The organism is Pseudonocardia sp. CA-107938, from assembly GCF_050936315.1.
GTDB lineage: Bacteria > Actinomycetota > Actinomycetes > Mycobacteriales > Pseudonocardiaceae > Pseudonocardia.
The window spans coordinates 6,103,884-6,127,094 of sequence record NZ_JBNJNA010000001.1 but is presented as its reverse complement, the minus strand read 5'-3'; the positions used below and the strand labels follow the sequence as shown (position 1 = coordinate 6,127,094).

The following is a 23,211-nucleotide window of genomic DNA, read 5'->3' as shown; positions in this document are numbered from 1 at the left end:
CCGTCGGGGGCCACCTGCGTTCATGACGCCCATCCGGGCGCGAAACTTTCTGACTCCATGGAGAATGGAGAGGGATACATGCGTCTGCCGCCGAGGGCCCGACTCCGGCCGCTGTCCATCCTCGTCGCCGCGGCGCTGGCGGTCACCACGCTGGCCGCCTGCGGCGGCGGATCCGCCACGCCGGCCGACGCAGGGAGTGCGACGTCCGGCACCGTCAACTGGTGGGGTTGGACGCCGACCGACACCGCGACCGCCGACACGTACATCGCGGCGTTCAACAAGCAGTACCCGAACATCAAGGTCAACTACAAGCTCGTCAACATCTCCGACTGGGTCGCGGCGCTGCGCCCGGCCCTCGCCTCCGGCAACGGCCCGGACGTCTTCGACATGCAGCCCGGTGCGTACGTCACGCAGTTCGGCTCGTTCGCCGTCGACCAGACCGCGCTCGCCGAGCAGGCGCTGGGCAGCGACTGGAAGACGAAGGTCGCGCCCATCGGCATCAGCGGTCTGACCGCGGACGGCAAGCTCACCGCGATGTCGGTCGGCCAGGTCTACGCCGGCATGCTGTGGATCAACGCGGACATCTTCGCGAAGTACGGCCTGCAGCCACCCACGACGCTCGCGGAGTGGAAGCAGGTGTGCGCGACGCTGAAGCAGAACAAGGTGGGCTGCTTCGTCCAGGGTGCCGCGCAGGAGGGCTTCGACCAGGACACCCTGCAGTCCATCGCGAACTCGGTCCAGCCCGGCCTGTGGACCAAGGTGTCCAAGGGTGAGGCCAGGTGGACCGACCCCGGCATCGTCAAGACCCTGGCCATCTGGAAGGACCTGTTCGACAGCGGGATCATGCAGCCCGGCGCGGTGGGCTACCAGCAGTACCCGGATGCCAACAACGACTTCCTGACCGGGAAGTACGGCATGATCATGATGGGCACCTGGTACACCCAGTACGCCACGACCAAGGCGATGACCGCCGCGCTCGCCGCGGCGGGCGTCAGTGGAGCGAAGCCCTTCCCGATCCTGCCGGTCGCCTTCCCGGACGTGGCCGGTGCCGGCAACGTCAGCGAGATGTACGGCGACGCCGACTTCGGCCTGGCCATCTCGACGACGTCGAAGGTCCGGGCCGCCGCCGAGAAGTTCGTGAAGTGGATGGCGACCTCGGCCGAGGGGCAGCAGGCGATCGCGGACCAGCTCAACGACCTGCCGTCGCTCACCTCCGTGGAGCCGAACTTCGACAACGTCGCACTCGTCGATCCGGCGCGCCAGAAGGGCCCGGTCCAGCAGCTCATCGCGAAGGCCGGTGCCGTGACCGAACCGCGTGAGGCACTGCTGAGCGCGGACGTGCAGAACGGCATCCTCGCGGCCGCGACCTCCGTGGCCACCGGTAAGGCGTCCCCGGAGGAGGCGGCCAAGACGCTGCAGGAGGCAGCCGAAGCTGCCGGAGTGACCTTCAAGTGACCGGCACCTCGACGCGCGAGCGCGAGATCCCCACGGAACGGTCCGCGGGCGCGGGCGGCGGTGGTCACGTCGGCCGCCGCGGCCCGCGGCGGCCGCCGGGCCTGCCCTGGATCCTGCCCGCGCTGGTCCTGAGCGTGGGGCTGATCTACTACGCCATCGGGTACACCGCGTACATCTCGACCCTGAACTGGGACGGGATCAGCCCAGGCCCGCAGCACGTCGGCGGCCAGAACTACACGCGCATCCTCAACGACCCGGTCTTCTGGGCCGCGGTGCGCCACACCGCCGTGTTCTTCGTGGTCACGTTCGTCGTCCAGACGCTGCTGGGACTGACCTTCGCGGTCCTGATGCACGCGCGCCTGCGGCTGGCCGCGCTGTACAAGGTGATCGTCTTCGTCCCGGTCGTGCTGGCGCCGGCCATCATGGCGCCGGTGTTCCGGCACATGTTCGCCCCGGACGGCGAGCTCAACGCCGTCCTGCAGCTCGTGGGGCTCGGCTCGCTGGCGCAGCCCTGGATCGGCCAGACGAGCACGGCGCTGCCGGTGATCATGTTCATCACGGTCTGGGAGTGGACGGGCGTCACGTTCGTCCTCTACTTCGCCGCGATGACCCAGATCGACCCGTCGGTCCTGGAAGCGGCGCGGATGGACGGCGCGGGCAACGTCCGCACGTTGGTGAGCATCATCTGGCCGGAGCTGCGCGGCACGACGATCGCGCTGGGGATCCTGGGCGCCATCGGCGCGCTGAAGACGTTCGACGTGCCGTACCTGGTCACCATCGGCGGGCCCAACTACGCGACCGAGTTCCTGGGCACCTACATCTACCGCCAGACGATCCCGCTCAGCCACGTCGGGTACGGCGGCGCGCTGTCGATCATCCTGCTCGTCGTCGCGCTGGTCGCGGCGCTGGTCCTGCAACTCGCGGCCCGCGGCCGGGAGGTGGCGTAGGCGATGTTCGAGATCCGTACCCGGCCCGGCCGCGTCCTGCTGCAGATCGCCGCCACGATCCTCGTCATCCCGTACCTGTTCCCCCTCGTGGTGATGGTCAGGGGCGCGTTCGCGGGCGAAGGTCTCGAGAACTTCGCCGCGGTGCTGCAGGTGCCCGGCTTCGGCCGCTTCTTCGTCAACAGCATGGTCATCGCCGCGGTCGTCATCGCGCTGGTGTACGCGGTGACGATGATGGCCGCGTTCGGCTTCGCGAAACTGCACATCAGGTTCCGCGAGGTCTGGTTCTGGCTGCTGCTCGCCTGCCTGACCCTGCCCGAGGTCGTGCTGCTCGCGCCGCTGTTCGCCACGGCCACCCGGCTCGGGCTGTACGACACGTACTGGGCGGTGGTCCTTCCGCTGGCGGCGCTGCAGGTGCCGTTCGCGGTCCTGCTCACCCGCAACTTCGTCAAGAGCCTGCCGGACGAGCTGTTCGAGGCGGCGCGGTTGGACGGCGCGAACTCGTACCGCGGCTTCATCCACCTGGTCCTGCCGCTGACCCGCCCGATCGCCGCGGCGGTGATCATCTTCACGCTCGTGGCGGCCTGGAACAACTACCTCTTCCCGCTGGTCTTCCTGCAGTCGGCTGAACTGCAGACGATCACCCTCGTGCCGCAGTTCTTCGTCGGTCAGTTCAGCAACGACCAGACGAAGATCCTCGCCTCGGCAGTCATCACCGCGATCCCCGAGGTGATCGCGTACCTGAGCCTCCAACGCCTCTTCGAGCGCGGCCTGTCGGCCGGCGCGATCAAGTGATCCTCACCGACCCCACGCACTGAAGGGTGGCCACCGTGCCGCTGATCCACGTGCACCTCGATCGCGAGGTGTTCGAGAAGTCCCACGAGGACATCGGGAACGCGATCCACGACGCGCAGATCGAGGCCTTGGGCATCCCGGCCGACGACCGGTTCCAGATCTTCCAGCCGCACGGGGCCGCCGAGCTCAAGTTCGACCCCGGCTACAACGGCGTCGAACGGCGGGACCTGCTCGTCATCCGGGTCACCGCGGTGCACATGTACCCGGTGGCCACCAAGCAGGCCTTCTTCCGGGCGGTGGTGGACAAGCTGGAGCCGCTGGGCATCCGCCCGCAGGACGTCCTCATCAGCCTCACCGAGAACGGGTTCGAGGACTGGTACGCCGGCAGGATCTGAGGAGAAGCACCATGTTGCACCACGACGCCGCGCCGCTGCGCGTGCTGTACCTCGGCGGAACCGGAACGATCAGCACGTCCTGCGTGCGGCTGTCGGTGGAGGCCGGCATGCACGTCGCGACCATCAACCGCGGCCGCAACGAGAAGGACCGCAGCCTGCCGGACGGGGTCGAGGCGCTGATAGCGGACGTCGCCGACGACGCCGCGCTGTCCGCCGCGATCGGCGACCGCACCTTCGACGCCGTCGTCAACTTCCTGTCCTACGACGCCGACGACGCCCGTCGGATGGTGTCGCTGTTCGGTTCCCGGACCCGCCAGTACGTGCACATCAGCTCGGCGTCGATCTACGCCAAGCCCGTGTGGCAGTCGCCGATCACCGAGTCGACGCCGACCGCGCCGAACCCGCACCTCCCGTACGCCACCGCCAAGTGGCGCGCCGAGCAGGCGCTCCAGGACGCGCACGTCACGCAGGGCTTCCCGGTGACGGTCGTCCGGCCGTCGCACACCTACGACGACGCCAACCCGCCGCTGCCGGGTGGGTGGACGGTGGTCGACCGGATCGCGCGCGGCGCGGAGGTGCCGGTGCACGGCGACGGCACGTCGCTGTGGACGCTGACGCACGCCGAGGACTTCGCCCAAGGGCTGGTCGGTCTGCTCGGTAACCCGCGTGCGGTCGGGGAGACGTTCACGATCACCGGGTCCGACGTCTACACCTGGGATCAGATCTACACGATCGTCGCCGAGGCGCTCGGGGTGGCGCCGCGGCTCGTGCACGTCGCGTCGGAGCTGTACCCGCTGGTGGCGCCGGGGTGGTTCTGGTCGGGGGAGGTGCTGGGCGACATCGGGCACAGCGCGGTGTTCGACACGACGAAGATCCGCACCTTCGTGCCGGGCTTCGCCCCGCGGCTGACGTTCCATCGTGCGGCGTCGCGCATGGTCGCGTGGCGACGGGACCACCCCGACACCACCACGGCCGACGCGGACACCGAGGCCGTCCTGGACCGGATCGTCGGCGCCTACCACGCCGCCCGGGATGTCTACGCCGCCTGGCGCGCATCGTGAGCACCCGGCCGTTGGGCGGCACCGGTCTGGCCGTGACGGCGCTCTGCGTCGGCACCAGCCCGCTGGCGAACATGCCGCGGCTCTACGGGTACGAGGTGAGCGAGGAGCGCGCGGTCGCCACGGTCGACGCGACGCTGGACAACCCCGCCGTCAACTTCATCGACACGTCCAACGGCTACGGTGCGGACGGCTCGGCCGAGCGTCGGGTCGGGGCCGCGCTGCGCAGCCGCGGCGGCCTGCCCGCCGGCACGGTCCTGGCCACGAAGGTCGACCCGGATCCGCGGACCGGCGACTTCTCCGGCGAGCGGGTACGGGCGTCGCTCGAGGAGAGCATGCAGCGCCTCGGCGTCGACCACGTCCAGTTGCTGCACCTGCACGACCCGGAGCGGATCAGCTTCGCCGAGGCCACCGCGGCGGGCGGCCCGGTCGAGGCGCTCGCCGACCTCCAGCGGCAGGGGCTCGTCGCGCACCTCGGCGTGGCCGGCGGCCCGGTCGACCTGATGCAGCAGTACCTCGACACCGGGGTGTTCGAGGTGGTGCTCACGCACAACCGGTACACGCTGGTCGACCGGTCGGCCGAGCCGCTGTTCCGTGCGGCGCACGAGCGCGGCATCGGGGTCCTCAACGCGGCACCGTACGGCGGCGGCATGCTCGCCAAGGGACCTGCCGCCCAGGCGAAGTACGCCTACGGGGAGCGGGACGGCGGGATCGCCGGGGCGGCCGCCGCGATGGGGTCGGTGGCGGACCGGTTCGGCGTGCCGCTCGCCGCTGCCGCGCTGCAGTTCTCCCTGCGCGCGCCCTTCGTCGACTCGACGGTCGTCGGACTGTCCTCGCCGGAGCGGGTGCAGCAGACGCTCGACCTCGCCGGTGCGCCGATCCCCGACGAGCTGTGGGCAGAGCTGGAGGCGTTGGTGCCCGCCCCAGAGCTGTGGCTCGATCCACCTCGATGAGCGGCTACGCGACCTACCCGTCGCTCGCCGGCCGGGTGGCGTTCGTCAGCGGCGGCGCGTCCGGGCTGGGCGCCGAGTTCGTCCGGCACCTCGCCGCCCAGGGTTCCCGGGTCGCGTTCGTCGACGTGGACCGCGAGCGCGGCGGGGCCCTGGAGGACGAGCTCGGCGAGGACACGCTCTTCCTGCCGTGCGACGTCCGGGACGTCCCCGCACTGCAGGACGCGATCGCGCGGGCCGCCGAGCGGTTCGGGCCGGTGCGGATCCTCGTCAACAACGCGGCCGACGACCGGCGGCACCGGGTCGAGGAGTTCGACGTCGCGCTGTGGGACGACCGGATGGCCGTGAACGTCCGGCACCACTTCTTCGCCGCGCAGGCCGTCGCCGCGATGATGCGGGCGGCCGGTGGCGGGTCGATCATCAACCTGGGCTCGATCAGCGCCCACATCGACCTGCTCGACCTGCCCGCGTACATCACCGCCAAGGCCGGCATCGAAGGGCTCACCCGCACCCTGGCGCGGGAGCTCGGCCCGTACCGGATCCGGGTCAACTGCGTCGTCCCCGGCTGGATCATGACGGAGAAGCAGCTCGCCGAGTGGGTGACGCCCGAAGCCGAGGCATCCATCGCGCGCAACCAGTGCCTGCCCGGCAAGCTCTACCCGGACGACGTGGCCCGGATGGTGCTGTGGCTGGCGGCGGACGACTCGCGTTCGTGCACCGCGCAGAACTGGATCGTGGACGGCGGCTGGATGTGACGAGCAGGCTGAACGCCGAGCCGTCACGAGCCCGGCCGGCGGCAGCGAATTCGGCGCTACCAGCCCGGCCAGCCCGCGCGCAGCGCCTTCTTGTCCACCTTCCCGAACGCCGTGACGGGCTGGGCGGTGACCTCGCGGTACGCCTTCGGCCGCTTGTAGCCCCCAAGCTCGGCGCGGCAGCGCGCCACGGCGGTGGCCTCGTCGAACCCGTCCGGCCCGGGTACGACGAAGGCGACCACGGCCTCTCCCCAGTCCGGGTGCGGGATGCCGACGACGGCGACCTGCCCGACGCCCGTGCAGGCGGCGAGCACGTTCTCGACCTCGGTCGAGTACACGTTCAGCCCGCCCGTGATGATCATGTCGTTGGCCCGGTCCATGAGGTGGACGTAGCCGTCGGCGTCGATCCGGCCGATGTCGCCGGTGTGCAGCCAGCCGCCGCGCAGCGTCTCGGCGGTCTTCTCCGGGAGGCCGTGGTATCCCCGCATCACGTACGGGGCGCGGGCGCAGATCTCGCCGACCTCGCCGGTCGGGACGGGTAGCCCGTCGGCGTCCAGGACGGCGATCTCGACCAGGGTCGCAGCCCGTCCGCAGCTGCTCAGCCGGTCGGGGTGGGCCGGGTCGTGCTCCTCCCGGGTGAGCCGGGTGAGGAAGTTCGGGGCCTCGGTCTGGCCGTAGAGCTGCATGAACACCGGCCCGAGCCGGCGCAGGCCCTGCTCCAGGCGCTCGCGCGTGATCGGCGCGGCGCCGTAGAGGATCGTGCGCAGGGAGGACAGGTCGACCTCCCGGCGCTCCGCGGCGTCGAGCACCCGGTAGATCATCGTCGGGACCATGAACAGGAACGTCGCCCGGTCGCGGTCGATCCGGTCGAGCACGGTGTCGGCGTCGAACCCGGCCTCCAGCAGGTGGTGCGCGCCCTTGAGCAGCCCCGCCTGGGTGAGGAAGCCCGCCGAGTGCGGCAGGGGCGCGGTGATCAGCAGGCGCTCGTCGTCGCCCAGCCCCATCTCGACGAGGTGGGCCAGCAGGTTGACCGCCAGCCCGCGCTGGGTGTGCACCACGCCCTTCTGCCGGCCGGTCGTGCCGCCGGTGTACATGATCAGGCCGACGTCGTCCTCGCCGACGTCGACGGCGGGCGGGCCGCCGGCAGGTGCGCTCGCGACCGCGGCGTCCCACTGCGGCCCGACCTCGATCACCAGCGGCACCCCGGCCGCGCGGGCGGCCGGTGCGAGCTTCTCGTCGGCCAGTGCCACGACGGCACCGGAGTCGCGCAGCACGAACTCGATCTCGCGCTCGGCGAGCATGTCGTTCACCGGCACCTTCGCCCCGCCCGCCCGGATGATCGCCTGGTCGGCCACCACCCACTCGGTGCAGTTGGCCATCATGATCGCCACCGGCGTCCCCGGGGAGACGCCTGCGGCGACCAGGACGTGCGCGAGCCGGTTCGCGGCGTCGACGAGCTCGGCGTAGGTGGTGACGCGTCCGGCGAAGGTGAGTGCCGGACGGTCGCGGAACCGGTCGAGCGCGCCGACGTGCAGCGAGCGGAGCGTCGGCATGCGTCAGTACCCCGAGGACAGCCGCTCGGCCTTCACCCCGGCGACGACCCGCTGGCGCAGCTCGCCGAGGTTCTCCACGACCAGCCGCACCTCGTCACCGGGCTGCAGCCAGCCGCGGAAGTGCTCCCGGTCGGTCGCGAAGTGCTCGAACAGGCACCCGGTGTCGACGGTGCCGGAGCCGATCACGTCGCCGACGCGCAGGGTGGTGCCGCGCGAGGTGTAGGTGATCATGTCGGCGAAGGCCCAGTCGATCGTGTTCCAGCGGCCGCGGCTGACCAGCTCGCCGTTGACGTAGCCGGTCATCTCCAGGTCGAACCCCTTGTTGGAGCGGTAGGGCTCCAGCTCGTCGGGGGTGACGAGCATGGGGCCGAGCGTGTTGGCGGTGTCCTTGCCCTTGGCCGGGCCCAGCCGCAGCGCCATCTCGTTCATCTGCAGGTCGCGGGCGCTCCAGTCGCACAGCATCAGGTAGCCGGCGATGTGCTCCTCGGCCCGGTCGAGCGCGATCGTCGAGCCCGCCTTGCCGATGACGACGGCGACCTCGAGCTCGTAGTCGAACTGCTCGCTGTCCGGCGCGATCGGCACCTCGTCGTACGGACCGACGACGGCAGCGGGGTTGGAGAAGTAGAAGACCGGGAACTGGAAGTGCCGGTCGTCGACCTCCAGGTCCGACGCCCCCGCGCAGTTGCGCAGATGCTGGAGGAACCCCATGCAGTCGCGGATCGACCGCGGCTGCAGCGGGGCGCGCAGGGCCAGGCCCGCGAGCTCGACCGTCTCCGACGGGGCGGCGGCGGCACGTTCACCGGCCCCGAGCAGGTCACCGGAGTCCAGCACGTCCAGGAGCGTGACGCCGGGCTCGAACCCGTGGACCTGATCGCCGTCGACCACGCCGACGCGGTCGTCGCCCTGCGGCGAGGCGTACGTGACGAAGCGCATCAGACCTGCTCCTCCTTCTTCGCGGGGAAACCTTCCAGCTGCGCGATCCGACCCAGCACGGTCAGCCGCTCCGGCCGCTCCATCGACGGGTCGAGCTGCTGGTAGACGTTGATGACGTTCTGCGCGAGCCGGCCGTGCTCGGGCAGGTCGGCCCACCGGCCGAGGTCGATCGAGGCGATCGCGTCGTCGACGGACAACCCCTCCTCGAAGCGCTTCCGGGCCTGCTCCTGGACGTGGACGAGGTACTCGCGCATCTCGGCGACCTCGGTCTTGCCGCTGACCGGCCCGTGCCCGGGCAGGATGGTCACCAGGTCCATGTCGAGGATGCGCTCCAGCGCGGCGATCCAGCGGTCGATGGGCCCGGCCCAGGCGATCGGGGTGCCGCCGACGAAGAGGATGTCGCCGGAGTAGAGCAGCCGGGCGTCGGGGACGTGCACGATCACGTCGCCCGCGGTGTGCGCGGGGCCCACCTGGATGAGGTGGACCTCGCGGCCGCCCACGTCGAGGGTCAGCTCTCCCTCGAACGTGCGGTCCGGGCCCGTCGCGGTGATGCCCTCGAAGTCGAACGGGCCGAAGATGTGGCGGGCGAAGTCGCCGGTCGGCCCGTCGATCTTCTTGATGTTCGCGAGCGCGTCGACGGCCTCCTGGGTCATCAGCTCGGCCGCCGCGGCAGAGGCGATGATCTCCACGTCGCGTTCCGCGAGCAGCTCGTTGCCGAAGACGTGGTCGCCGTCGGAGTGCGTGTTGACCAGCGTCGCGATCGGGTTCGTAGCGGTGACCGGGGTGATGCCGGCGAGCATCTCGCGGGTCAGCGCCAGGTCGAACAGCGTGTCGACCAGCAGCGACGTGCCGGACCCCGTGATCAGCCCGGCGTTGCTCCACCCCCAGCTCCCGTCGGGCAGCATCCAGGCGTGGCAGCCGTCCCCCAGGTCGTGCAGGCCCTTGGCGTAGTCGAGTGAACTCACGTGATCCCCTTCGTCGCGGTGAGCGGGAGGTCGGTGTGGTGGCAGGTGGCGGCATGGCCGGTGGCGAGCGGCACCACCGGTGGTTCGGTGGTGCGGCAGACCTCGGTGGCGAGCGGGCACCGCGGGTGGAACGCGCAGCCCGACGGGACGGCCAGCGCGCTGGGCACCTCGCCGCGCACGGGCGGGCGCTCCCGCGCCTTCTGCACGACCGGGTCGGGCACCGGCGCGGCCGCGATGAGTGCCCGCGTGTACGGGTGGGCGGGGTGGGCGTAGACCTCCTCGGTCGGTCCGCTCTCCACGATCCGGCCCAGGTACATGACGGCCAGCTCGTGGCTCACCACCCGCACCAGTGCGAGGTCGTGGGAGATGAACAGGTAGGCGACGCCGAGCCGGTCCTGCAGGTCGGTGAGGGTGTTGATGATGCCGGCCCGGGTGGAGACGTCGAGGGCGGCGACGGCCTCGTCGAGCACGATGAGGTCGGGGTCGCAGGCGAGCGCTCTGGCGAGCGCGATGCGCTGGCGCTGCCCGCCGGACAGCTCGTGCGGGTAGCGCTGCGCGAACGCCGGCGCGAGCCCCACCAGCGTGAGCAGCTCCTCGGCGCGGCCGGCCAGCGCGTCCCGGTCGCGTTCCCCGGCGAGCACCGCGGGCTCGGTGACGATGTCGCGCACCTGCCACGTCGGGTCCAGCGACGAGTACGGGTCCTGGAACACCATCGGCATCCGCCGACGCAGGGCGTGCAGCCGGTCGCCGCGCGCGGACAGCACGTCGGTGCCGTCGAGGGTGACCGTGCCGGTGTCGGGTCGCACCAGCCCCAAGAGCAGCCGCGCGGTGGTCGACTTGCCGGACCCCGACTCGCCGACGACGCCCAGCGTGCGGCCCCGCTCGATCGAGAACGACACGTCGCGGACGGCGTGCACGTACGCGCGACGGCTCCCGAGGCCGCGCCGTGCGGGGAATGCCTTGGCGAGGTTGTCCACCTGGAGGAGGCTCATGACGCCGCCACCAGCTCGTCCACGCGCACGCAGCGCGACCGGTGATCCGCCCGGACCTGCGCGAGCGCGATCGGCCCGCTCGTGCACTGCGGCGCCGCCAGCTCGCACCGCGGTGCGAACCGGCAGCCGTCGGGCAGCGCGTCGAACGCCGGGACGGTGCCGGGGATCGTCGCCAAGCGCGAGCCCTCGGCGTCGGGCACGCACCGCAGCAGCGCCTCGGTGTAGGGATGGCGCGGGTGCGCGAACAGCTCGTGCACCGGCGCGGACTCCACCACCTGACCCGCGTACATGACGGCCACGCGGTCGCAGATGTCGGCGATCACGCCGAGGTCGTGGGAGATGAACAGCATCGCGAGCCCGGACTCGTCGCGCAGCGCGCCGAGCAGGGTGAGGATCTGCTCCTGCACCGTCACGTCGAGCGCGGTCGTCGGCTCGTCGGCGAGCAGCATCACCGGGTCGCAGGACAGCGCCATCGCGATCACCACGCGCTGCCGCATGCCGCCGGAGAAGTGGTGCGGGTAGTCGCGGGCCCGCCGCTCCGCCGACGGGATGCCCACCCGGTCCAGTGCCGCGACGGCCCGCTTCCACGCCTCCGCGCGACCGACCCCCAGGTGCCGGCGCACGGTCTCGGCGACCTGTTCGCCGACGGTGTAGGCGGGGTCGAGCGCCGTCATCGGCTCCTGGAAGACCATGCCGATCCGGCCGCCGCGCACGTCGCGCATCCGCCGCTCGGGCAGCGTCGTCAGGTCGGTGCCCTCCAGCAGCACCTGGCCGGACGCGATGCGTGCCGTCGTGCCCAGCAGCCGCATGGTCGCGAGCGCGGTGAGCGTCTTGCCCGAGCCGGACTCGCCGACCAGGCCGAGGGTCTCCCCGGCGGCGACGGCGAGGCTCACCCCGCTGACGACCGTCATCGGGCCGTGCGCCGTGCCCACCTCGACGACGAGGTCGCGCACCTCCAGCACGCTCATACGAGCCTCCGGTTCTCGCGCCCGACCGAGTCGCGCACGGCGTCTCCGACGGTGTTGAGCGCCAACACGGTGATCAGGATCGCCAGGCCGGGCAGCAGCACCAGCCACGGCGCCTGGGCCGCGAACTGGGTGGAGCGCTGCAGCATCGACCCCCACGACGCGTCGGGCGGCTGCACGCCCAGGCCCAGGAACGACAGGCCCGCCTCGAACAGGATCGCGAAGCCCATCGTCACCGAGATCTGCACGATCAGCGGCGACGCCATGTTGGGCAGCACGTGCGTGCGCAGCATCCGGCCCGTCGGGCAGCCGATCGAGCGGGCCGCCTCGATGTAGGTCTCCTCGCGGATCACCAGGGCGACGCCGCGGGCCACCCGGAAGAACCGGGGCGCGGTGACGAGCCCGATGGCGATCATCGCGTTGGTGACGCCGGTGCCGAGCACGGCGACGATCGCCATGGCGAACAGCAGCGGCGGGATCGCCATCAGCGCGTCGGCGACCCGGCTCAGCACGGCGTCGGCCCAGCCGCGCAGGTAGCCCGCGAGCAGCCCGAACGGCAGCCCGATCGCCATGCTGACGACGGTGGCGAGCGCGCCGGCGTAGATCGTCACGCGGGTGGCGACGATGAGCCGCGACAGCACGTCGCGGCCGAGGTCGTCGGCGCCCAGCCAGTGCTTCGCGCCCGGCGCGGCGAGCCGGTCGAGCAGCGTCTGCGCGTTCGGGTCGTGCGGGGTGATGAACGGCGCGAGGAGCGCGACCAGCACCAGCACCGCGAGCACACCGGCCATCGCGGCCGCGATCCGCTGCCCGAGGAACCGGCGGCGGAACGCGCCGAACGCCGACTCCGGGCGGCCGGCGGGCACGGCCCGCTCCACTATGGCCGTCATGTCAGGGCCGCCTTCGGGTTGAGCCAGCCGTAGGAGAGGTCGACCAGCAGGTTCACGGTGACGACGACGACCGTCGCGAGCAGCACGGTGCCCTGCACCATCGGGATGTCGCGGTCGAACACCGACGACACCAGCAGCGAGCCGATGCCCGGCAGCGCGAACACCGCCTCCACCAGCACCGAGAGCCCGAACAGCCGGCTCACCTGCAGCCCGGCCACGGTCACGACCGGGATCAGGGCGGTGCGCAGCGCGTGCTTGCCCACGACCGACAGCGGGGAGAGGCCCTTGGCCTGCAGGGTCCGCACGAAGTCGAGCTGCAGCGTGTCGACCACGCTCGCGCGGGTCTGGCGGGCCACCTCGGCGGCCCCGCCGGCCGCCAGCGTCAGCACGGGCAGCGCGAGGTGGTGCGCCCACTGCACCGGGTCGGCGCCCAGGTCGACGTACCCCGTGGTCGGGAACAGCCCCAGGTCTGCGCCGAGGAAGGTCACCAGCACCAGGCCGAGCCAGAAGTTCGGCATCGCGATGCCGACCGAGCTGCCCAGCAGGGCGATCCGGTCGAACCAGCCGCCCTGCCGGACCGCCGCCAGCACCCCGATGACCAGCCCCGCCACGACGGAGACGACCAGCGACGAGACCACCAGCGACATCGTGATGCCGATCCGGTCGGTGATCGCCTGCGTGACCGGGTAGCTCGTCAGCATCGACGTGCCGAGGTCGCCCTGCAGCGCCCCGCCCAGCCAGCGCCCGTACCGGACGATCACGGGATCGTCCAGGCCCAGCGCGGTCCGCAGCGCCGCCACCTGCTCCGGGGTGGCGTTGTCGCCCAGCAGCGTCGTCGTCGGGTCGCCGGGGATCAGCAGCACCAGCGCGAACACCGCGAGCGACACGATCCACAACAGCAGCAGGAGCGTGCCCACCCGGACGGCGACCATGCGGAGCACGGCTCAGCCCTTCGCGATCTCGACGGCGCGCAGGTCCACCGCGCCGGCGATGGTGCTCTGCACCGAGCGCACCGACCCCGTCGCCATCAGCAGCGACGACGTGCTGCAGATGGGCAGCTGCAGGTGCTGCTCGACCGCGCGGGCCGAGATCTGCTGGTAGACCTTCTCGCGGTCGGGGCCGGACGTGGCCGCGAGGCCCTGCGCGGCGAGCTGCGCGATCCGGTCGTCGACGAGACCGCCGGGGTTGAAGGTGCCGCCCGGCAGGTAGAGCGAGGCCACCGTGCGGGCCGGGTCGACCGCGCCGGGCCACTGCGAGACGTAGGAGTCGACCGACTTCTGCCCGGTGAACGAGGAGATCACCTGCGCCGGCTCGGCCACCTGCAGCTGCACGGGCACCCCGATCTGGCCGAACTGGTTGGCGACGGCCTCGGCGACCGTCGAGTAGGGCGCGATGTTGACCACGGTCATCGTCATCGGGAACCCGTTCGGGAAGCCGGCGTCGGCGAGCTTCTGCTTGGCCGCGGCCGGGTCGAACCGCGCCGGCGGCAGCTGGGTGTCGGCCGCCCAGTAGCCGGCCGGGAAGATCTGCGGGTTGGCCGTGCACTGGCCGCCGAGGATGGCGGCGGCGATGCCCACGCGGTCGATCGCCATCGAGAGCGCCTCGCGCACCGCCGGCTTCGCCAGCGCCGGGTTCTTGGCCATGTTCAGGTAGACGAGGAAGGCGCCCGTGCTCGGGTTGACCAGCACCTGGCCGCCGGAGCCGGCCGCTGCGGCGTACTGGTCGGGGTTGATGCTCGTCGCGTCGACCTCGCGGGCGGCCACCGAGCGCAGCCGGGTCTCCGGGTTGAGCTGCACCGACAGCACGATCCGCTGAACGGCGTTCTTCGTGAGCTCGGGGTTCCAGTACCGGTCGAACTTCTCGTAGACGACCTGCGCGCCGGGCTGGTCGCTCACGACGCGGTACGGGCCCGCGCCGACGGGCATGAGGTCCAGGTCAGGCTTGGTGAACGCCGCGGGGGAGACCATCATCCCGGCCCGGTCGGCGAGCAGGGCCGGCAGTGACGCCGTGGGCGCCGAGAGCCGCAGCGCCACGGTTCGCGGGTCGATCACGTCGACGCCGACGACGGCGGCGAGATCGGGCTTGAGGGCCGAGCGCTCGGCCGTCTTGCCGCGCTCGATGTTCGCCTTCACCGCAGCGGCGTCGAACGGCGTGCCGTCGTGGAAGACGACGCCTTGGCGCAGGGTCAGCGTGAGCGTCTTCCCGCCGTCGCTCACCGCGGAGCTCTCGGCGAGCATGGGGGAGACCGTGCCCTTGGCGTCGATGTCGAAGAGCCGGTCGTAGGCGGGGAGCAGGAACGTGTTGACGAACTGGTTGGCCGCCGTCGCGGGGTCGTAGTTCTTGCTGGCGTCGGTGCCGAAGCTGAAGCGCAGCGTCGCGGTGGGGTCGGCCGGGCCCGTCGGGGCGGTGCCGACCGAGCGCGCGGGCTCGGCGGGTGCCGCGGTGCCCCCGCCACCGCATCCGGCCACCAGCACGGTCACGGCGGCGAGCACGCCGCCCGCGAGCCGGGCCCGTTTCCTGGTCGTTCGTGCGACTGTCGTCCATCCAGCAGTCGTCGGGGCAGACATCCGGCCTCCACGCGCGTCGGTGCGGTCGTCCGGCGGGTCGGTTCCGTCGGACTCCAGGGAGTGCTAGGGTCGAATATCGGCATCAATGAATCCATATGCGCCGATTTCAGGACTTTGTACGGTGTGAACACGGGGGTGTCAAGGTGCCGGGACGGACTCGCCGCAGCGATCTGGACGATGTGGACCGGGCTCTGATCGCCGCGTTGAAGCGCGATGGACGCCTCCCGAACGTCGAGCTCGCGAAGCTCGTCGGGGTGTCGGAGAAGACCGTCCGCGGCCGGATCGCGCGCCTCGTCGACCAGTTCGGACTGACGATCTCGGCGACCATGACGGAGCCGGAGGCGCGCAGCCGCATGGTCTACCTGATCCAGACGGAGCCGGGCATGCGCTTCCAGGTGGCCGAGTCGTTGGCGGCCCTGCCGGAGACCGACCAGGTGCACCTGATCACCGGTTCGGCCGACGTCCTGATCTCGGCGTCGTTCGTCGACGACGCGACCGCGCTGCGGTTCCAGGTGCAGACCGTGGAGAGCCACCCCGGGGTGCGCTCGGCGCAGTCGTGCCACCTCATCGGCGAGGTCGGCGGGCCCGTGCGCCCGGCGGGTCCGCCCGGCCCGCGGGTCGATCTCGAGCGGCTCGCGGCGCTCATGATCGGCCCGCACGTCCACGATGACTTCGAGGCGCTCGCCGAGACCGTCTGCGATGCCGTGCAGAAGGGCCTGGGCGCCGACCGGGTGCTCATCGTGACCTCGCCGCCCGGAGCGGGCTCCACCGGCCCCTCTGTCGCCAAACGGCGCGGCATCTCCCAGCGTTACCTCGACGGGGTCGACAAGCGCATCGCCGACGGCCGCACGGACGGCGTGATCAAGCGGGTCTGGCGCACGCGGCTGCATGTGCTGCTGCCCGACGCCCGCACCGACCCGCTGATGGCGGCCGCGCACGACCTCGTCCGGGCCGAGGGCTACGTCAGCCTGCTGACCCTGCCGATGCTCTACGGCGACTCGCTCGTCGCGACGATCAGCATGTACTACGACCAGCTCATGGCCTTCGACGACGAGTACGTCGCCCGGGCGCAGGGGGTGGCCGACCACTTCGCCGTCGCGATGGCCCGCACGCTCGGACTGGCGCCGGTGCCGCACCTCGCAGCGCCGTCGAGATGATCAGCTCGTCCTCGTCGGCCCGTTGCCGCCAGGCTCGTCCGATCGGGGCGAGCTCCGCCTCTCGCCTCCGCTGAGCCGGGGATCCCCACCACGGGATCCGCGCTACGCTCGTCGGGTGATCTGTCCGAAGTGTCAGGATCGAATGCATACCGTCGACCGGCGAGGCGTGCACATCGAGCAGTGCCAGCGCTGCGGAGGGATCTTTCTCGACCGCGGCGAGCTCGAGCAGATCGCCAACGCGGAACAGAGCTTCTACGGTGGCCACGGTCACCGCGGTGGTCGCTACGGCGACTCGCCGCCGCCCTACGGCCAGCAGCGCGGCCACTACAGCGACTCGCCGCCGCCGTACGGTCAGCAGCGCGGCCGTTACAGCGACTCGCCGCCGCCGTACGGCGGCCACGGCGGGCACAAGCGCCGCAAGGGCTTCCTCGACGAGCTGTTCGGCTGATCGACGCTTGCTGAGCGGACAGTCCTCCGTCGACCTGCAGATCTGCCTCGGCTGCGGTGCTCGGTTCACGTCCCCCGTCGTCGCCGCCGATGCGGCGGTGCTGATCTGTGGCGACTGCGGACACAGGCAGCCGTTCCGGCGGCTGCCGCTGTTCGCGCTCACGGGTCCGAGCGGTGCCGGCAAGTCGACGGTGGCTCGTCTGCTCCCGCGAGCCTTGGGCGGTCTGGCGGTCGTGGTCGAGCAGGACGTGCTCTGGACCGCGGGTCTGCAGGACCCGACCGACGACTTCGCGGACTTCCGGCGGGTCTGGCTACGGATGGTCGGAATGCTCCACCAGAGTGGTCGGCCGGTGGTGCTCGTCGGCACGGTGGTGCCGGTGCAGTTCGAGCGGCGCCCGGAACGAGTCTTCGTCGGGAAGATCCATTACCTGGCACTGGTGGCTGACTCCGACGTTCTGCAGGCTCGGCTGCGCGCCCGCCCCGCGTGGCGTGGCTGGGACGAGGAGCGCATCGCGGAGACGGTGGACTTCAACGACTGGCTGCGCCGCGCCGGACCCGACCTCGACCCGCCGGTCGAGTTGCTCGACACCACCGCGCTCGATCTCGACGAGACCGCGATCCGGGTCACGGACTGGGTTCGGCGAGGCTTGGACCAGACCGGTGATGCGGATCAGTAGCGAGTTTCGAGCTGGCATGCCGAGATCGACGGCCTGACACCGGTCCTGTCACGGACGGCGTGGGGTGCCAGAACCGTGACGGGGCCGAGTGGTGCCCGTCACGGCGACCGATCCGCTGTACGTTCGCCACACCTCCGGCACGACCGGTGAGCCCCAGGTGTCCCCTCAGCGTTCGCTGCTGAAGAACCGTAGCAACAGCGGGCCGAGGGTCTGTGGGTCGACGACGTGATCCGGCCCGTCGAGGGTCTCCCGTTGAGCGTGGGGTAGTAGGTTTGCGAGCTCGTCGGCCGCGCGGTCGAAGAAGTCCGAGGGCAGGCCTGCCATGTAGGGGACCGTGATCGGTCCTCCGGTGGTGACCAGGACCGGTTGGGTGACCGTTGCCAGTCGATCGGCCGGCAATTGGTAGCGGTTGAGGAAGACGCTGTCGTGGACCAGCGTGGGCGCGAGGGCGACCGAATCCGCCCAATGCGCCGTCTGCTTGCCTGCCGCTTTCCTGGCCGCGATGTTGTCGTCGGAGGCGCCGGTCATGCGCATGAACAGTTCGAGAACCTCCTCGTCCCGCCCGGCGTCGAAGGCGCGTCGGGTGTCCGCGACGTACTCCTCGAATCGAGGGCGTATGTCGTCCCCGACCGCGTAGGGCACCTCCCACACGGCGATCGTGTCGATGGCTGACCCGGCCGCGGCGGCTTCCAGCGCCAGCGCGCCACCAGAGGACGCCCCGAACAGGTGTGCCGAGCCGCCCGCCTCCGCGATCAACGCATCCAGGTCCTCGATCTCCCTTTCCACGGCGTAGGGCTCGGTGAAGCCGCTCGCGCCGCGTCCCCGACGGGCATAGTTGTAGACCGTGAAGTGCTCGGCGAGAGCAGGTACCAAGGGAGCGTTCTCGGCTCCGTCGTCCTGTGCGCCGCCTACCAGGACGACAGCCGGGCCGCTTCCCTTCCGGTCGTAGGCGATGGTGGTGCCATCGTTCGATGTCACGCGAAAGGCCATCTCGTTCATCTCGCATCTCCGTTCGAGAGGTTTGTCTCAGCGCCTGAGCAGCGTGCCGACGACGGCCTTGGTGCGCGACCACCGCGCCCTTGCGATCACGGCCGCCACGACGAGAAAGGCGAGCGGCAGCCAAGGGCTCTGCCCGAGCACGAACTGATCGGTGATGACAGCACCGACAAGCAATGCCGCCAACCCGAGACCGGCCAGGCCCGCCAGAGCCGGGATCAGAAGTCCAACCCCTCCCGCGACCTCCAGCGCTCCGACCAGGTACCGGAGCCACTGGCCAGCCCCGATGTCGGCGAACATGTCCACCATGACCGGGTCGCCGGCGAGCTTCGAGATTCCGCCGCCGCCGATCATCGCCGCCAGCACGACTTGCAGGATCCAGACCCCGATGCTGCTCGCCCGCCCGGGCGTGTGCGCAACGGTTTCCGAGTTGTTCTTGGGGATGGTGCTCATGCGTCTCTCCTTGTCGTTTCCGGGCCTGGTACCGGTGATGGCGTTGACCGAGTGCTCTCGGTAGCGGGATCTACTTGTTGTTGCGGTAGAGGACCATGGTGATGGGACCGAAGACCGCGACGAGAAGTAGGGACGAGACGAGCACCCAGCCGATTTCCCCGGCGGGCACCGAGCCGTGCATCAGGCCGCGTACCACGGTCGCCAGGTGGGTGATCGGGTTGACCTCGATGACCGCCTGCATCCACCCGGGCATCGTCTTCGGGTCCACGAAGATGTTGCTCACGAACGTCAGTGGGAACATCACCAGCATGCTGACTCCCGCCACCGAGTTCGGCGTGCGCAGGATCAGGCTGAGCATCGTCCACAGCCACGACAGGCAGAACGAGAACACCAGCAGCAGCGCGACCGACAGCACCACGCCGACGGCGCCACCCTCCGGCCGGAACCCGAGGACCAGGCCGAGCATGATGACGATCGCCGACCCGATCGAGTAGCGCACCAGATCGCCGAGCAGGGCGCCGACCAGCGGGGACGGTCGCCACACCGGGAGCGACCTGAACCTGTCGAAAACACCTTTCTGGATGTCGGTGTTCAGCGTGATGCCAGTGTTCATGGTGATCATGACGTTCGCCTGCACCAGGATGCCCGGCAAGAGGAACTGCAGGTATTCCTGCGTCGACCCGGCGAGCGCGCCACCGAACAGGTAGGTGAACATCAGCGTGAACATGATCGGGAACATGGTCACGTCGACGAGTTGCTCGGGCACGTGCTTGATCTTCAGGAGGGCGCGCCAGCCGAATGTCAACGAGGTGCTCACCGGACCGGGTCGGGGCGGGCGCTCACCGGCGAAGAGCACACCGCGCAGCGCGTCCTCGGTGACCGGCGGCGACGTCTGCGCCGTGGACGTGGCATTCATGCGGCATCCTCCTCGGGTGTCTGCTCGGACGGGCGACCGGTCAGGGCGAGGAACACCTCGTCCAGGCTCGGCTGACCGAGCGCGAACTCGGTGACGTCAATGCCGCCGCGGGACAGCTCGGCCAGGGCGCGGGCGACCCGCTCGGGGTCGGAGATCCGCGCGGACAGCGCGACCGGGTCGGCGGACGGCTCGGCCGGCACGTCGAGCGCGGCGGCGAGGACCCGCTCGGCCTCGGCCCGCTGCTCGGGACTACGGAGGCGTACGTGCAGCGAGCCGGCGCCGACCGATGCCTTGAGCTGGCCGCTGGAGCCCTCGGCGATGACCTTCCCGTGGTCGATCACCGCGATGCGGTCGGCCAGCTGGTCGGCCTCGTCGAGGTACTGCGTGGTCAACAACACGGTCGTGCCTTCGGCGACCAAACCCCTGACGATCTCCCACACCTGGTTCCTGCTGCGCGGGTCGAGCCCGGTGGTCGGCTCGTCGAGGAAGATCAGTTCCGGGGGGACGACCAGGCTCGCTGCGATGTCGATGCGCCGGCGCATCCCGCCGGAGTACTTCTTCACCTGCCGGTCGGCGGCATCGGCGAGGCCGAACGCGTCGAGCAGGTCGGCCGCTCGCCGCCTGCCCCGCGGGCGCGAGTAGCCGAGCAGCCTGGCGAGCAGCACCAGGTTCTCCACCCCGGTGAGATCCTCATCGACCGACGCGAACTGCCCGGTAAGGCTCACCCGGGTCCGTACCGAAGGCGCATCACGCACGACGTCGTAGCCGAGCACGTGCGCCTCTCCGGCGTCGGGGCTCAGGAGCGTGGCGAGCATGCGGATCGTGGTGGTCTTGCCCGCCCCGTTCGGGCCGAGCACGCCGTACACGCCACCGGCGCTCACGGCCAGGTCCACACCGGCGACGGCGTGGGTCTGGCCGAAGCTCTTCTTCAACCCTCTCGCCTCGATCGCGAGCTTTCCCATGGGTTCGAGTCCTTCTCTCGGTGTTGCGAACGGATCAGTTGAGCTAGTCAAGTTTGACTACTTGGCGACAGTACGCGAGAAGGAACGTCTAGTCAAGGTTGACTAGAAGCGCATCTTGAGGGGGTCGTGGGCCGTTCGCCACGAACCCGGATCATCGGCCATGGTGTAGGCGCCCTCAGACAGTCGTTTGCTCAGGTTCTTCGCCCACTCCAGTTCGGTGCGTGCGTGTCCCGCCCACAGTTCGGCCTGATCGCGGACGTGCTCGGGGATGCCCCGATCGGGGTGCTCCCGCCACTTGGCCTGCCCTACGAGCTCCGCTTCGAGGCGCGCGACCCGCTCGTTGACGTGCTCGATGGCATCTGTCCTGGTCAGCATGGGCAACATGGCGATGGCCGCGTCGAGCATGGTGGGGTCATGGGTGCGCCGCAGACCGTCGCGGACCAGTTCGACTATCTCGTCACGTCCCCGAGCTGTCGCGCGGTACAAGACGCGCTCCGGCCCGGCGTTGCCCGGCTCGGCGTGTTCGGTGAGGAGGCCATCAGCCGCCGCCTTCTTCAGCGCGTGATAAATCGAGCCGGGCTTGATCTTGGCCCAGATCTCCGCACCCCAGCTCTGCAGTTCGGACCGCACCTGGTAGCCATGCGCGCCGCCGGAGAGGTGCACGATTCCGAGTACCAGGAGCTTCGTCGCCGACATACGCCCACCTCCGCCCAACCTGCTCGGACTCGCTCCGCTTGCGCGCCCGCCAGAGTGGTGTCAACTCCCACCAACACTAGGGTGCCCACCTGGTCCGGGTGGTGTCAGCACTGGGTCACGTCCACGGAGGTGGTGTACGACTTCGTCGCTGATCAGCGGCGTGGTGTCGGGGTGTGAGACGGCCATCGCGTGATCCTTCGAGTGCTCAGGTTCTCGAGGGAGGAGACGCGATGGCCGCGTTGGACAGTGTGGACGATGTCGCGGGCTGGCTTGATGACCGGCTCGCCGGGGCGGGCCCGGATCTGTTGCGGGCGATGGTCAAGCAGTTCGCTGAGGCGTTGATGGCTGCGGAGGCTGACGCGGTGTGCGGGGCGGGGTATCGCGAACGCAGCGTTGCGCGGGTGAACTCGCGCAACGGGTATCGGCACCGGGACTGGGACACCCGGGCGGGCAGCATCGAGTTGTCGATCCCGAAGTTGCGCTCGGGCAGTTACTTCCCCGACTGGTTGTTGCAGCGGCGTCGCCGCGCCGAGCAGGCGTTGGTGTCGGTGGTGGCCACGTCGTATCTGCTCGGGGTTTCCACCCGGCGGGTGGAGAAGTTGGTCGCTCAGCTGGGGATCGAGGCGTTGTCGAAGTCGCAGGTGTCGGAGATGGCCAAGAGCCTTGATGCCCAGGTCGAGGCGTTCCGGTCCCGGCCACTTGACGCCGGCCCCTACACGTTCTTGTGGCTGGACGCGCTGACTCAGAAGGTGCGCGAAGGCGGGTGCACGGTGTTGGTGCACGCGCTGGTCGCGGTGGGGATCACCGAGGGTGGGCAACGCGAGGTGCTTGGTGTGGACGTGGCCTCGGGCGAGGACGGGGCCGGCTGGTTGGCGTTCCTGCGTTCGTTGGTGGCCCGGGGCTTGTCCGGGGTGGCGTTGGTGGTCTCAGATGCCCATGCCGGGCTGGTCGAGGCCATCGGCGCCACCTTGAGCGGGGCCAGTTGGCAACGGTGTCGCACCCACTACGCCCGTAACTTGGCCACCAAGGTGCCGAAATCGGCGCAGCCGTGGGTGCTGACGCTGTTGCGCACCATCTTCGACCAACCCGATGCCGACGAGGTCCACGCCCAGTTCGATCGGGTCGTCGAGGGCCTGGAGGCGAAGTTCCCCGCCGCAGCCGAGCATCTGGACTCCGCGCGGGCCGACCTGTTGGCGTTCACCCCGTTCCCGCGGGTGATCTGGCGCCAGATCTGGTCGAACAACCCCCAGGAACGGTTGAACAAGGAGATCCGCCGCCGCACCGACGTGGTCGGGATCTTCCCCGACCGGGCCGCGGTCATCCGCCTGGTCGGGGCCGTGCTGGCCGAGCAGACCGACGAATGGGCCGAGCAACGCCGCTACATGGGCGTGGAAGTCCTCGCCAAAGCCCGCCAAACCCGCCAACCCGCACCACCACCGCCAGAAGAAGTGGTGACACCGACCGCGATCAGCGCCTAACCTGCACCCACGAAGGACACGAGGTGGACCGTCTCCATCCACCACTCCCGTGGACGTGACCCAGCACTGACCTGCAAACGGTGCTGGTGGAGACCTCCAAAGCCAGTCGGGTCATCCTGTCGGGCGCGGGCGCCGATCGGGGAACGGCACTCCAGGAGCGGTACGGACCGGCTCCTTCGAGCCGATCGGCGGCCCGCCCGACGGACGCCCCGGCGGGT

24 protein-coding genes are annotated in these 23,211 nt (G+C 70.5%); 11 read left to right on the top strand and 13 right to left on the bottom strand.

The window, feature by feature from the left end; translation table 11 throughout:
* Nucleotides 1-78: 78 nt before the first annotated feature.
* From ACQEVB_RS30330 to ACQEVB_RS30300, 7 genes are read left to right on the top strand one after another with little or no spacing between them, the layout of a single operon-like run.
* On the top strand, nt 79-1,455 hold the full coding sequence (locus tag ACQEVB_RS30330; protein ID WP_432978656.1) for an ABC transporter substrate-binding protein: 1,377 nt from the start codon (nt 79-81) through the stop codon (nt 1,453-1,455).
* Nucleotides 1,452-2,402 carry a carbohydrate ABC transporter permease gene (locus ACQEVB_RS30325; RefSeq protein ID WP_432978653.1) on the top strand — a complete coding sequence of 317 codons (951 nt, stop codon included), beginning with the start codon at nt 1,452-1,454 and terminating at the stop codon, nt 2,400-2,402. The genes ACQEVB_RS30330 and ACQEVB_RS30325 overlap by 4 nt, the downstream gene beginning before the upstream one ends.
* Before the next feature lie 3 nt (nt 2,403-2,405).
* Nucleotides 2,406-3,194: a carbohydrate ABC transporter permease gene (locus ACQEVB_RS30320; protein WP_432978650.1), complete on the top strand. Its 789-nt coding sequence runs from the start codon at nt 2,406-2,408 to the stop codon at nt 3,192-3,194.
* Between the two features lie 35 nt (nt 3,195-3,229).
* Complete coding sequence (locus ACQEVB_RS30315) at nt 3,230-3,589, top strand: tautomerase family protein (protein ID WP_432978647.1); 360 nt, start codon at nt 3,230-3,232, stop codon at nt 3,587-3,589.
* A gap of 11 nt (nt 3,590-3,600) precedes the next feature.
* The gene (locus ACQEVB_RS30310; protein ID WP_432978644.1) at nt 3,601-4,650 is read left to right on the top strand and encodes an NAD-dependent epimerase/dehydratase family protein; all 1,050 of its coding nucleotides are present in this window, start codon (nt 3,601-3,603) and stop codon (nt 4,648-4,650) included.
* Entirely contained in the window at nt 4,647-5,600 is a 954-nt protein-coding gene (locus tag ACQEVB_RS30305) for an aldo/keto reductase (protein ID WP_432978641.1), read from the top strand. The genes ACQEVB_RS30310 and ACQEVB_RS30305 overlap by 4 nt, the downstream gene beginning before the upstream one ends.
* On the top strand, nt 5,597-6,352 hold the full coding sequence (locus ACQEVB_RS30300; protein WP_432978638.1) for an SDR family NAD(P)-dependent oxidoreductase: 756 nt from the start codon (nt 5,597-5,599) through the stop codon (nt 6,350-6,352). The genes ACQEVB_RS30305 and ACQEVB_RS30300 overlap by 4 nt, the downstream gene beginning before the upstream one ends.
* A gap of 56 nt (nt 6,353-6,408) precedes the next feature.
* Here ACQEVB_RS30300 and ACQEVB_RS30295 read toward each other — a convergent pair whose 3' ends face one another.
* The 8 genes from ACQEVB_RS30295 to ACQEVB_RS30260 are packed head-to-tail and all read right to left on the bottom strand — an operon-like array spanning nt 6,409 to nt 15,211.
* Complete coding sequence (locus ACQEVB_RS30295) at nt 6,409-7,902, bottom strand: AMP-binding protein (RefSeq protein ID WP_432978635.1); 1,494 nt, start codon at nt 7,900-7,902, stop codon at nt 6,409-6,411.
* A 3-nt stretch (nt 7,903-7,905) separates the two neighbouring features.
* Entirely contained in the window at nt 7,906-8,835 is a 930-nt protein-coding gene (locus ACQEVB_RS30290) for a fumarylacetoacetate hydrolase family protein (RefSeq protein WP_432978632.1), read from the bottom strand.
* On the bottom strand, nt 8,835-9,800 hold the full coding sequence (locus tag ACQEVB_RS30285) for an MBL fold metallo-hydrolase (RefSeq protein WP_432978629.1): 966 nt from the start codon (nt 9,798-9,800) through the stop codon (nt 8,835-8,837). The genes ACQEVB_RS30290 and ACQEVB_RS30285 overlap by 1 nt, the downstream gene beginning before the upstream one ends.
* Nucleotides 9,797-10,792, bottom strand: a complete 996-nt coding sequence (locus tag ACQEVB_RS30280; protein ID WP_432978626.1) for an ABC transporter ATP-binding protein — start codon at nt 10,790-10,792, stop codon at nt 9,797-9,799. Before ACQEVB_RS30280 ends, ACQEVB_RS30285 begins: the two co-directional genes overlap by 4 nt.
* The gene (locus tag ACQEVB_RS30275) at nt 10,789-11,760 is read right to left on the bottom strand and encodes an ABC transporter ATP-binding protein (RefSeq protein WP_432978623.1); all 972 of its coding nucleotides are present in this window, start codon (nt 11,758-11,760) and stop codon (nt 10,789-10,791) included. The genes ACQEVB_RS30280 and ACQEVB_RS30275 overlap by 4 nt, the downstream gene beginning before the upstream one ends.
* Nucleotides 11,757-12,644 (bottom strand): ABC transporter permease, encoded by an 888-nt coding sequence (locus ACQEVB_RS30270; RefSeq protein WP_432978619.1) that lies wholly within the window; start codon nt 12,642-12,644, stop codon nt 11,757-11,759. The genes ACQEVB_RS30275 and ACQEVB_RS30270 overlap by 4 nt, the downstream gene beginning before the upstream one ends.
* The gene (locus tag ACQEVB_RS30265) at nt 12,641-13,576 is read right to left on the bottom strand and encodes an ABC transporter permease (protein WP_432980659.1); all 936 of its coding nucleotides are present in this window, start codon (nt 13,574-13,576) and stop codon (nt 12,641-12,643) included. The genes ACQEVB_RS30270 and ACQEVB_RS30265 overlap by 4 nt, the downstream gene beginning before the upstream one ends.
* Nucleotides 13,577-13,588: 12 nt before the next feature.
* Nucleotides 13,589-15,211, bottom strand: a complete 1,623-nt coding sequence (locus tag ACQEVB_RS30260) for an ABC transporter substrate-binding protein (RefSeq protein WP_432978616.1) — start codon at nt 15,209-15,211, stop codon at nt 13,589-13,591.
* A 143-nt stretch (nt 15,212-15,354) separates the two neighbouring features.
* Between ACQEVB_RS30260 and ACQEVB_RS30255 the strand changes: the two genes are divergently transcribed.
* The 3 genes from ACQEVB_RS30255 (at nt 15,355) to ACQEVB_RS30245 (ending at nt 17,492) form a co-directional block, all read left to right on the top strand.
* The gene (locus tag ACQEVB_RS30255) at nt 15,355-16,368 is read left to right on the top strand and encodes an AsnC family transcriptional regulator (protein ID WP_432978613.1); all 1,014 of its coding nucleotides are present in this window, start codon (nt 15,355-15,357) and stop codon (nt 16,366-16,368) included.
* Nucleotides 16,369-16,483: 115 nt separating this feature from the next.
* On the top strand, nt 16,484-16,816 hold the full coding sequence (locus ACQEVB_RS30250) for a zf-TFIIB domain-containing protein (RefSeq protein WP_432978610.1): 333 nt from the start codon (nt 16,484-16,486) through the stop codon (nt 16,814-16,816).
* Between the two features lie 7 nt (nt 16,817-16,823).
* A complete protein-coding gene (locus ACQEVB_RS30245; protein WP_432978607.1) occupies nt 16,824-17,492 on the top strand; it encodes an AAA family ATPase in 669 nt (222 codons plus the stop codon).
* A gap of 165 nt (nt 17,493-17,657) precedes the next feature.
* Here the strand turns inward: ACQEVB_RS30245 and ACQEVB_RS30240 are convergent, their stop codons facing one another.
* The 5 genes from ACQEVB_RS30240 to ACQEVB_RS30220 all read right to left on the bottom strand — a co-directional run bounded on the left by ACQEVB_RS30240 (nt 17,658) and on the right by ACQEVB_RS30220 (nt 21,515).
* Complete coding sequence (locus tag ACQEVB_RS30240) at nt 17,658-18,491, bottom strand: alpha/beta fold hydrolase (RefSeq protein WP_432978604.1); 834 nt, start codon at nt 18,489-18,491, stop codon at nt 17,658-17,660.
* Nucleotides 18,492-18,518: 27 nt separating this feature from the next.
* Nucleotides 18,519-18,941: a DoxX family protein gene (locus ACQEVB_RS30235; RefSeq protein ID WP_432978601.1), complete on the bottom strand. Its 423-nt coding sequence runs from the start codon at nt 18,939-18,941 to the stop codon at nt 18,519-18,521.
* 70 nt (nt 18,942-19,011) lie between these two features.
* Complete coding sequence (locus ACQEVB_RS30230; protein ID WP_432978598.1) at nt 19,012-19,857, bottom strand: ABC transporter permease; 846 nt, start codon at nt 19,855-19,857, stop codon at nt 19,012-19,014.
* Complete coding sequence (locus ACQEVB_RS30225) at nt 19,854-20,819, bottom strand: ATP-binding cassette domain-containing protein (RefSeq protein ID WP_432978596.1); 966 nt, start codon at nt 20,817-20,819, stop codon at nt 19,854-19,856. Before ACQEVB_RS30225 ends, ACQEVB_RS30230 begins: the two co-directional genes overlap by 4 nt.
* A 102-nt stretch (nt 20,820-20,921) precedes the next feature.
* Nucleotides 20,922-21,515, bottom strand: coding sequence for a PadR family transcriptional regulator (locus ACQEVB_RS30220; protein ID WP_432978593.1), 594 nt, complete (start codon nt 21,513-21,515; stop codon nt 20,922-20,924).
* Nucleotides 21,516-21,745: 230 nt separating this feature from the next.
* Here ACQEVB_RS30220 and ACQEVB_RS30215 point away from each other — a divergent pair, with 230 nt between their 5' ends.
* Nucleotides 21,746-22,993 (top strand): IS256 family transposase, encoded by a 1,248-nt coding sequence (locus tag ACQEVB_RS30215; protein ID WP_432963330.1) that lies wholly within the window; start codon nt 21,746-21,748, stop codon nt 22,991-22,993.
* Nucleotides 22,994-23,211 lie beyond the last annotated feature (218 nt).

Excerpts from the sequence above, each read along its gene's own strand:
- ACQEVB_RS30330 (WP_432978656.1), top strand. The coding sequence starts at position 79 with ATGCGTCTGCCGCCGAGGGCCCGACTCCGGCCGCTGTCCATCCTCGTC.
- ACQEVB_RS30320 (WP_432978650.1), top strand. The coding sequence starts at position 2,406 with ATGTTCGAGATCCGTACCCGGCCCGGCCGCGTCCTGCTGCAGATCGCC.
- ACQEVB_RS30310 (WP_432978644.1), top strand. The coding sequence starts at position 3,601 with ATGTTGCACCACGACGCCGCGCCGCTGCGCGTGCTGTACCTCGGCGGA.
- ACQEVB_RS30300 (WP_432978638.1), top strand. The coding sequence starts at position 5,597 with ATGAGCGGCTACGCGACCTACCCGTCGCTCGCCGGCCGGGTGGCGTTC.
- ACQEVB_RS30295 (WP_432978635.1), bottom strand. The coding sequence starts at position 7,902 with ATGCCGACGCTCCGCTCGCTGCACGTCGGCGCGCTCGACCGGTTCCGC.
- ACQEVB_RS30290 (WP_432978632.1), bottom strand. The coding sequence starts at position 8,835 with ATGCGCTTCGTCACGTACGCCTCGCCGCAGGGCGACGACCGCGTCGGC.
- ACQEVB_RS30280 (WP_432978626.1), bottom strand. The coding sequence starts at position 10,792 with ATGAGCCTCCTCCAGGTGGACAACCTCGCCAAGGCATTCCCCGCACGG.
- ACQEVB_RS30275 (WP_432978623.1), bottom strand. The coding sequence starts at position 11,760 with ATGAGCGTGCTGGAGGTGCGCGACCTCGTCGTCGAGGTGGGCACGGCG.
- ACQEVB_RS30270 (WP_432978619.1), bottom strand. The coding sequence starts at position 12,644 with ATGACGGCCATAGTGGAGCGGGCCGTGCCCGCCGGCCGCCCGGAGTCG.
- ACQEVB_RS30265 (WP_432980659.1), bottom strand. The coding sequence starts at position 13,576 with ATGGTCGCCGTCCGGGTGGGCACGCTCCTGCTGCTGTTGTGGATCGTG.
- ACQEVB_RS30260 (WP_432978616.1), bottom strand. The coding sequence starts at position 15,211 with ATGTCTGCCCCGACGACTGCTGGATGGACGACAGTCGCACGAACGACC.
- ACQEVB_RS30240 (WP_432978604.1), bottom strand. The coding sequence starts at position 18,491 with ATGAACGAGATGGCCTTTCGCGTGACATCGAACGATGGCACCACCATC.
- ACQEVB_RS30235 (WP_432978601.1), bottom strand. The coding sequence starts at position 18,941 with ATGAGCACCATCCCCAAGAACAACTCGGAAACCGTTGCGCACACGCCC.
- ACQEVB_RS30230 (WP_432978598.1), bottom strand. The coding sequence starts at position 19,857 with ATGAATGCCACGTCCACGGCGCAGACGTCGCCGCCGGTCACCGAGGAC.
- ACQEVB_RS30225 (WP_432978596.1), bottom strand. The coding sequence starts at position 20,819 with ATGGGAAAGCTCGCGATCGAGGCGAGAGGGTTGAAGAAGAGCTTCGGC.
- ACQEVB_RS30220 (WP_432978593.1), bottom strand. The coding sequence starts at position 21,515 with ATGTCGGCGACGAAGCTCCTGGTACTCGGAATCGTGCACCTCTCCGGC.
- ACQEVB_RS30215 (WP_432963330.1), top strand. The coding sequence starts at position 21,746 with ATGGCCGCGTTGGACAGTGTGGACGATGTCGCGGGCTGGCTTGATGAC.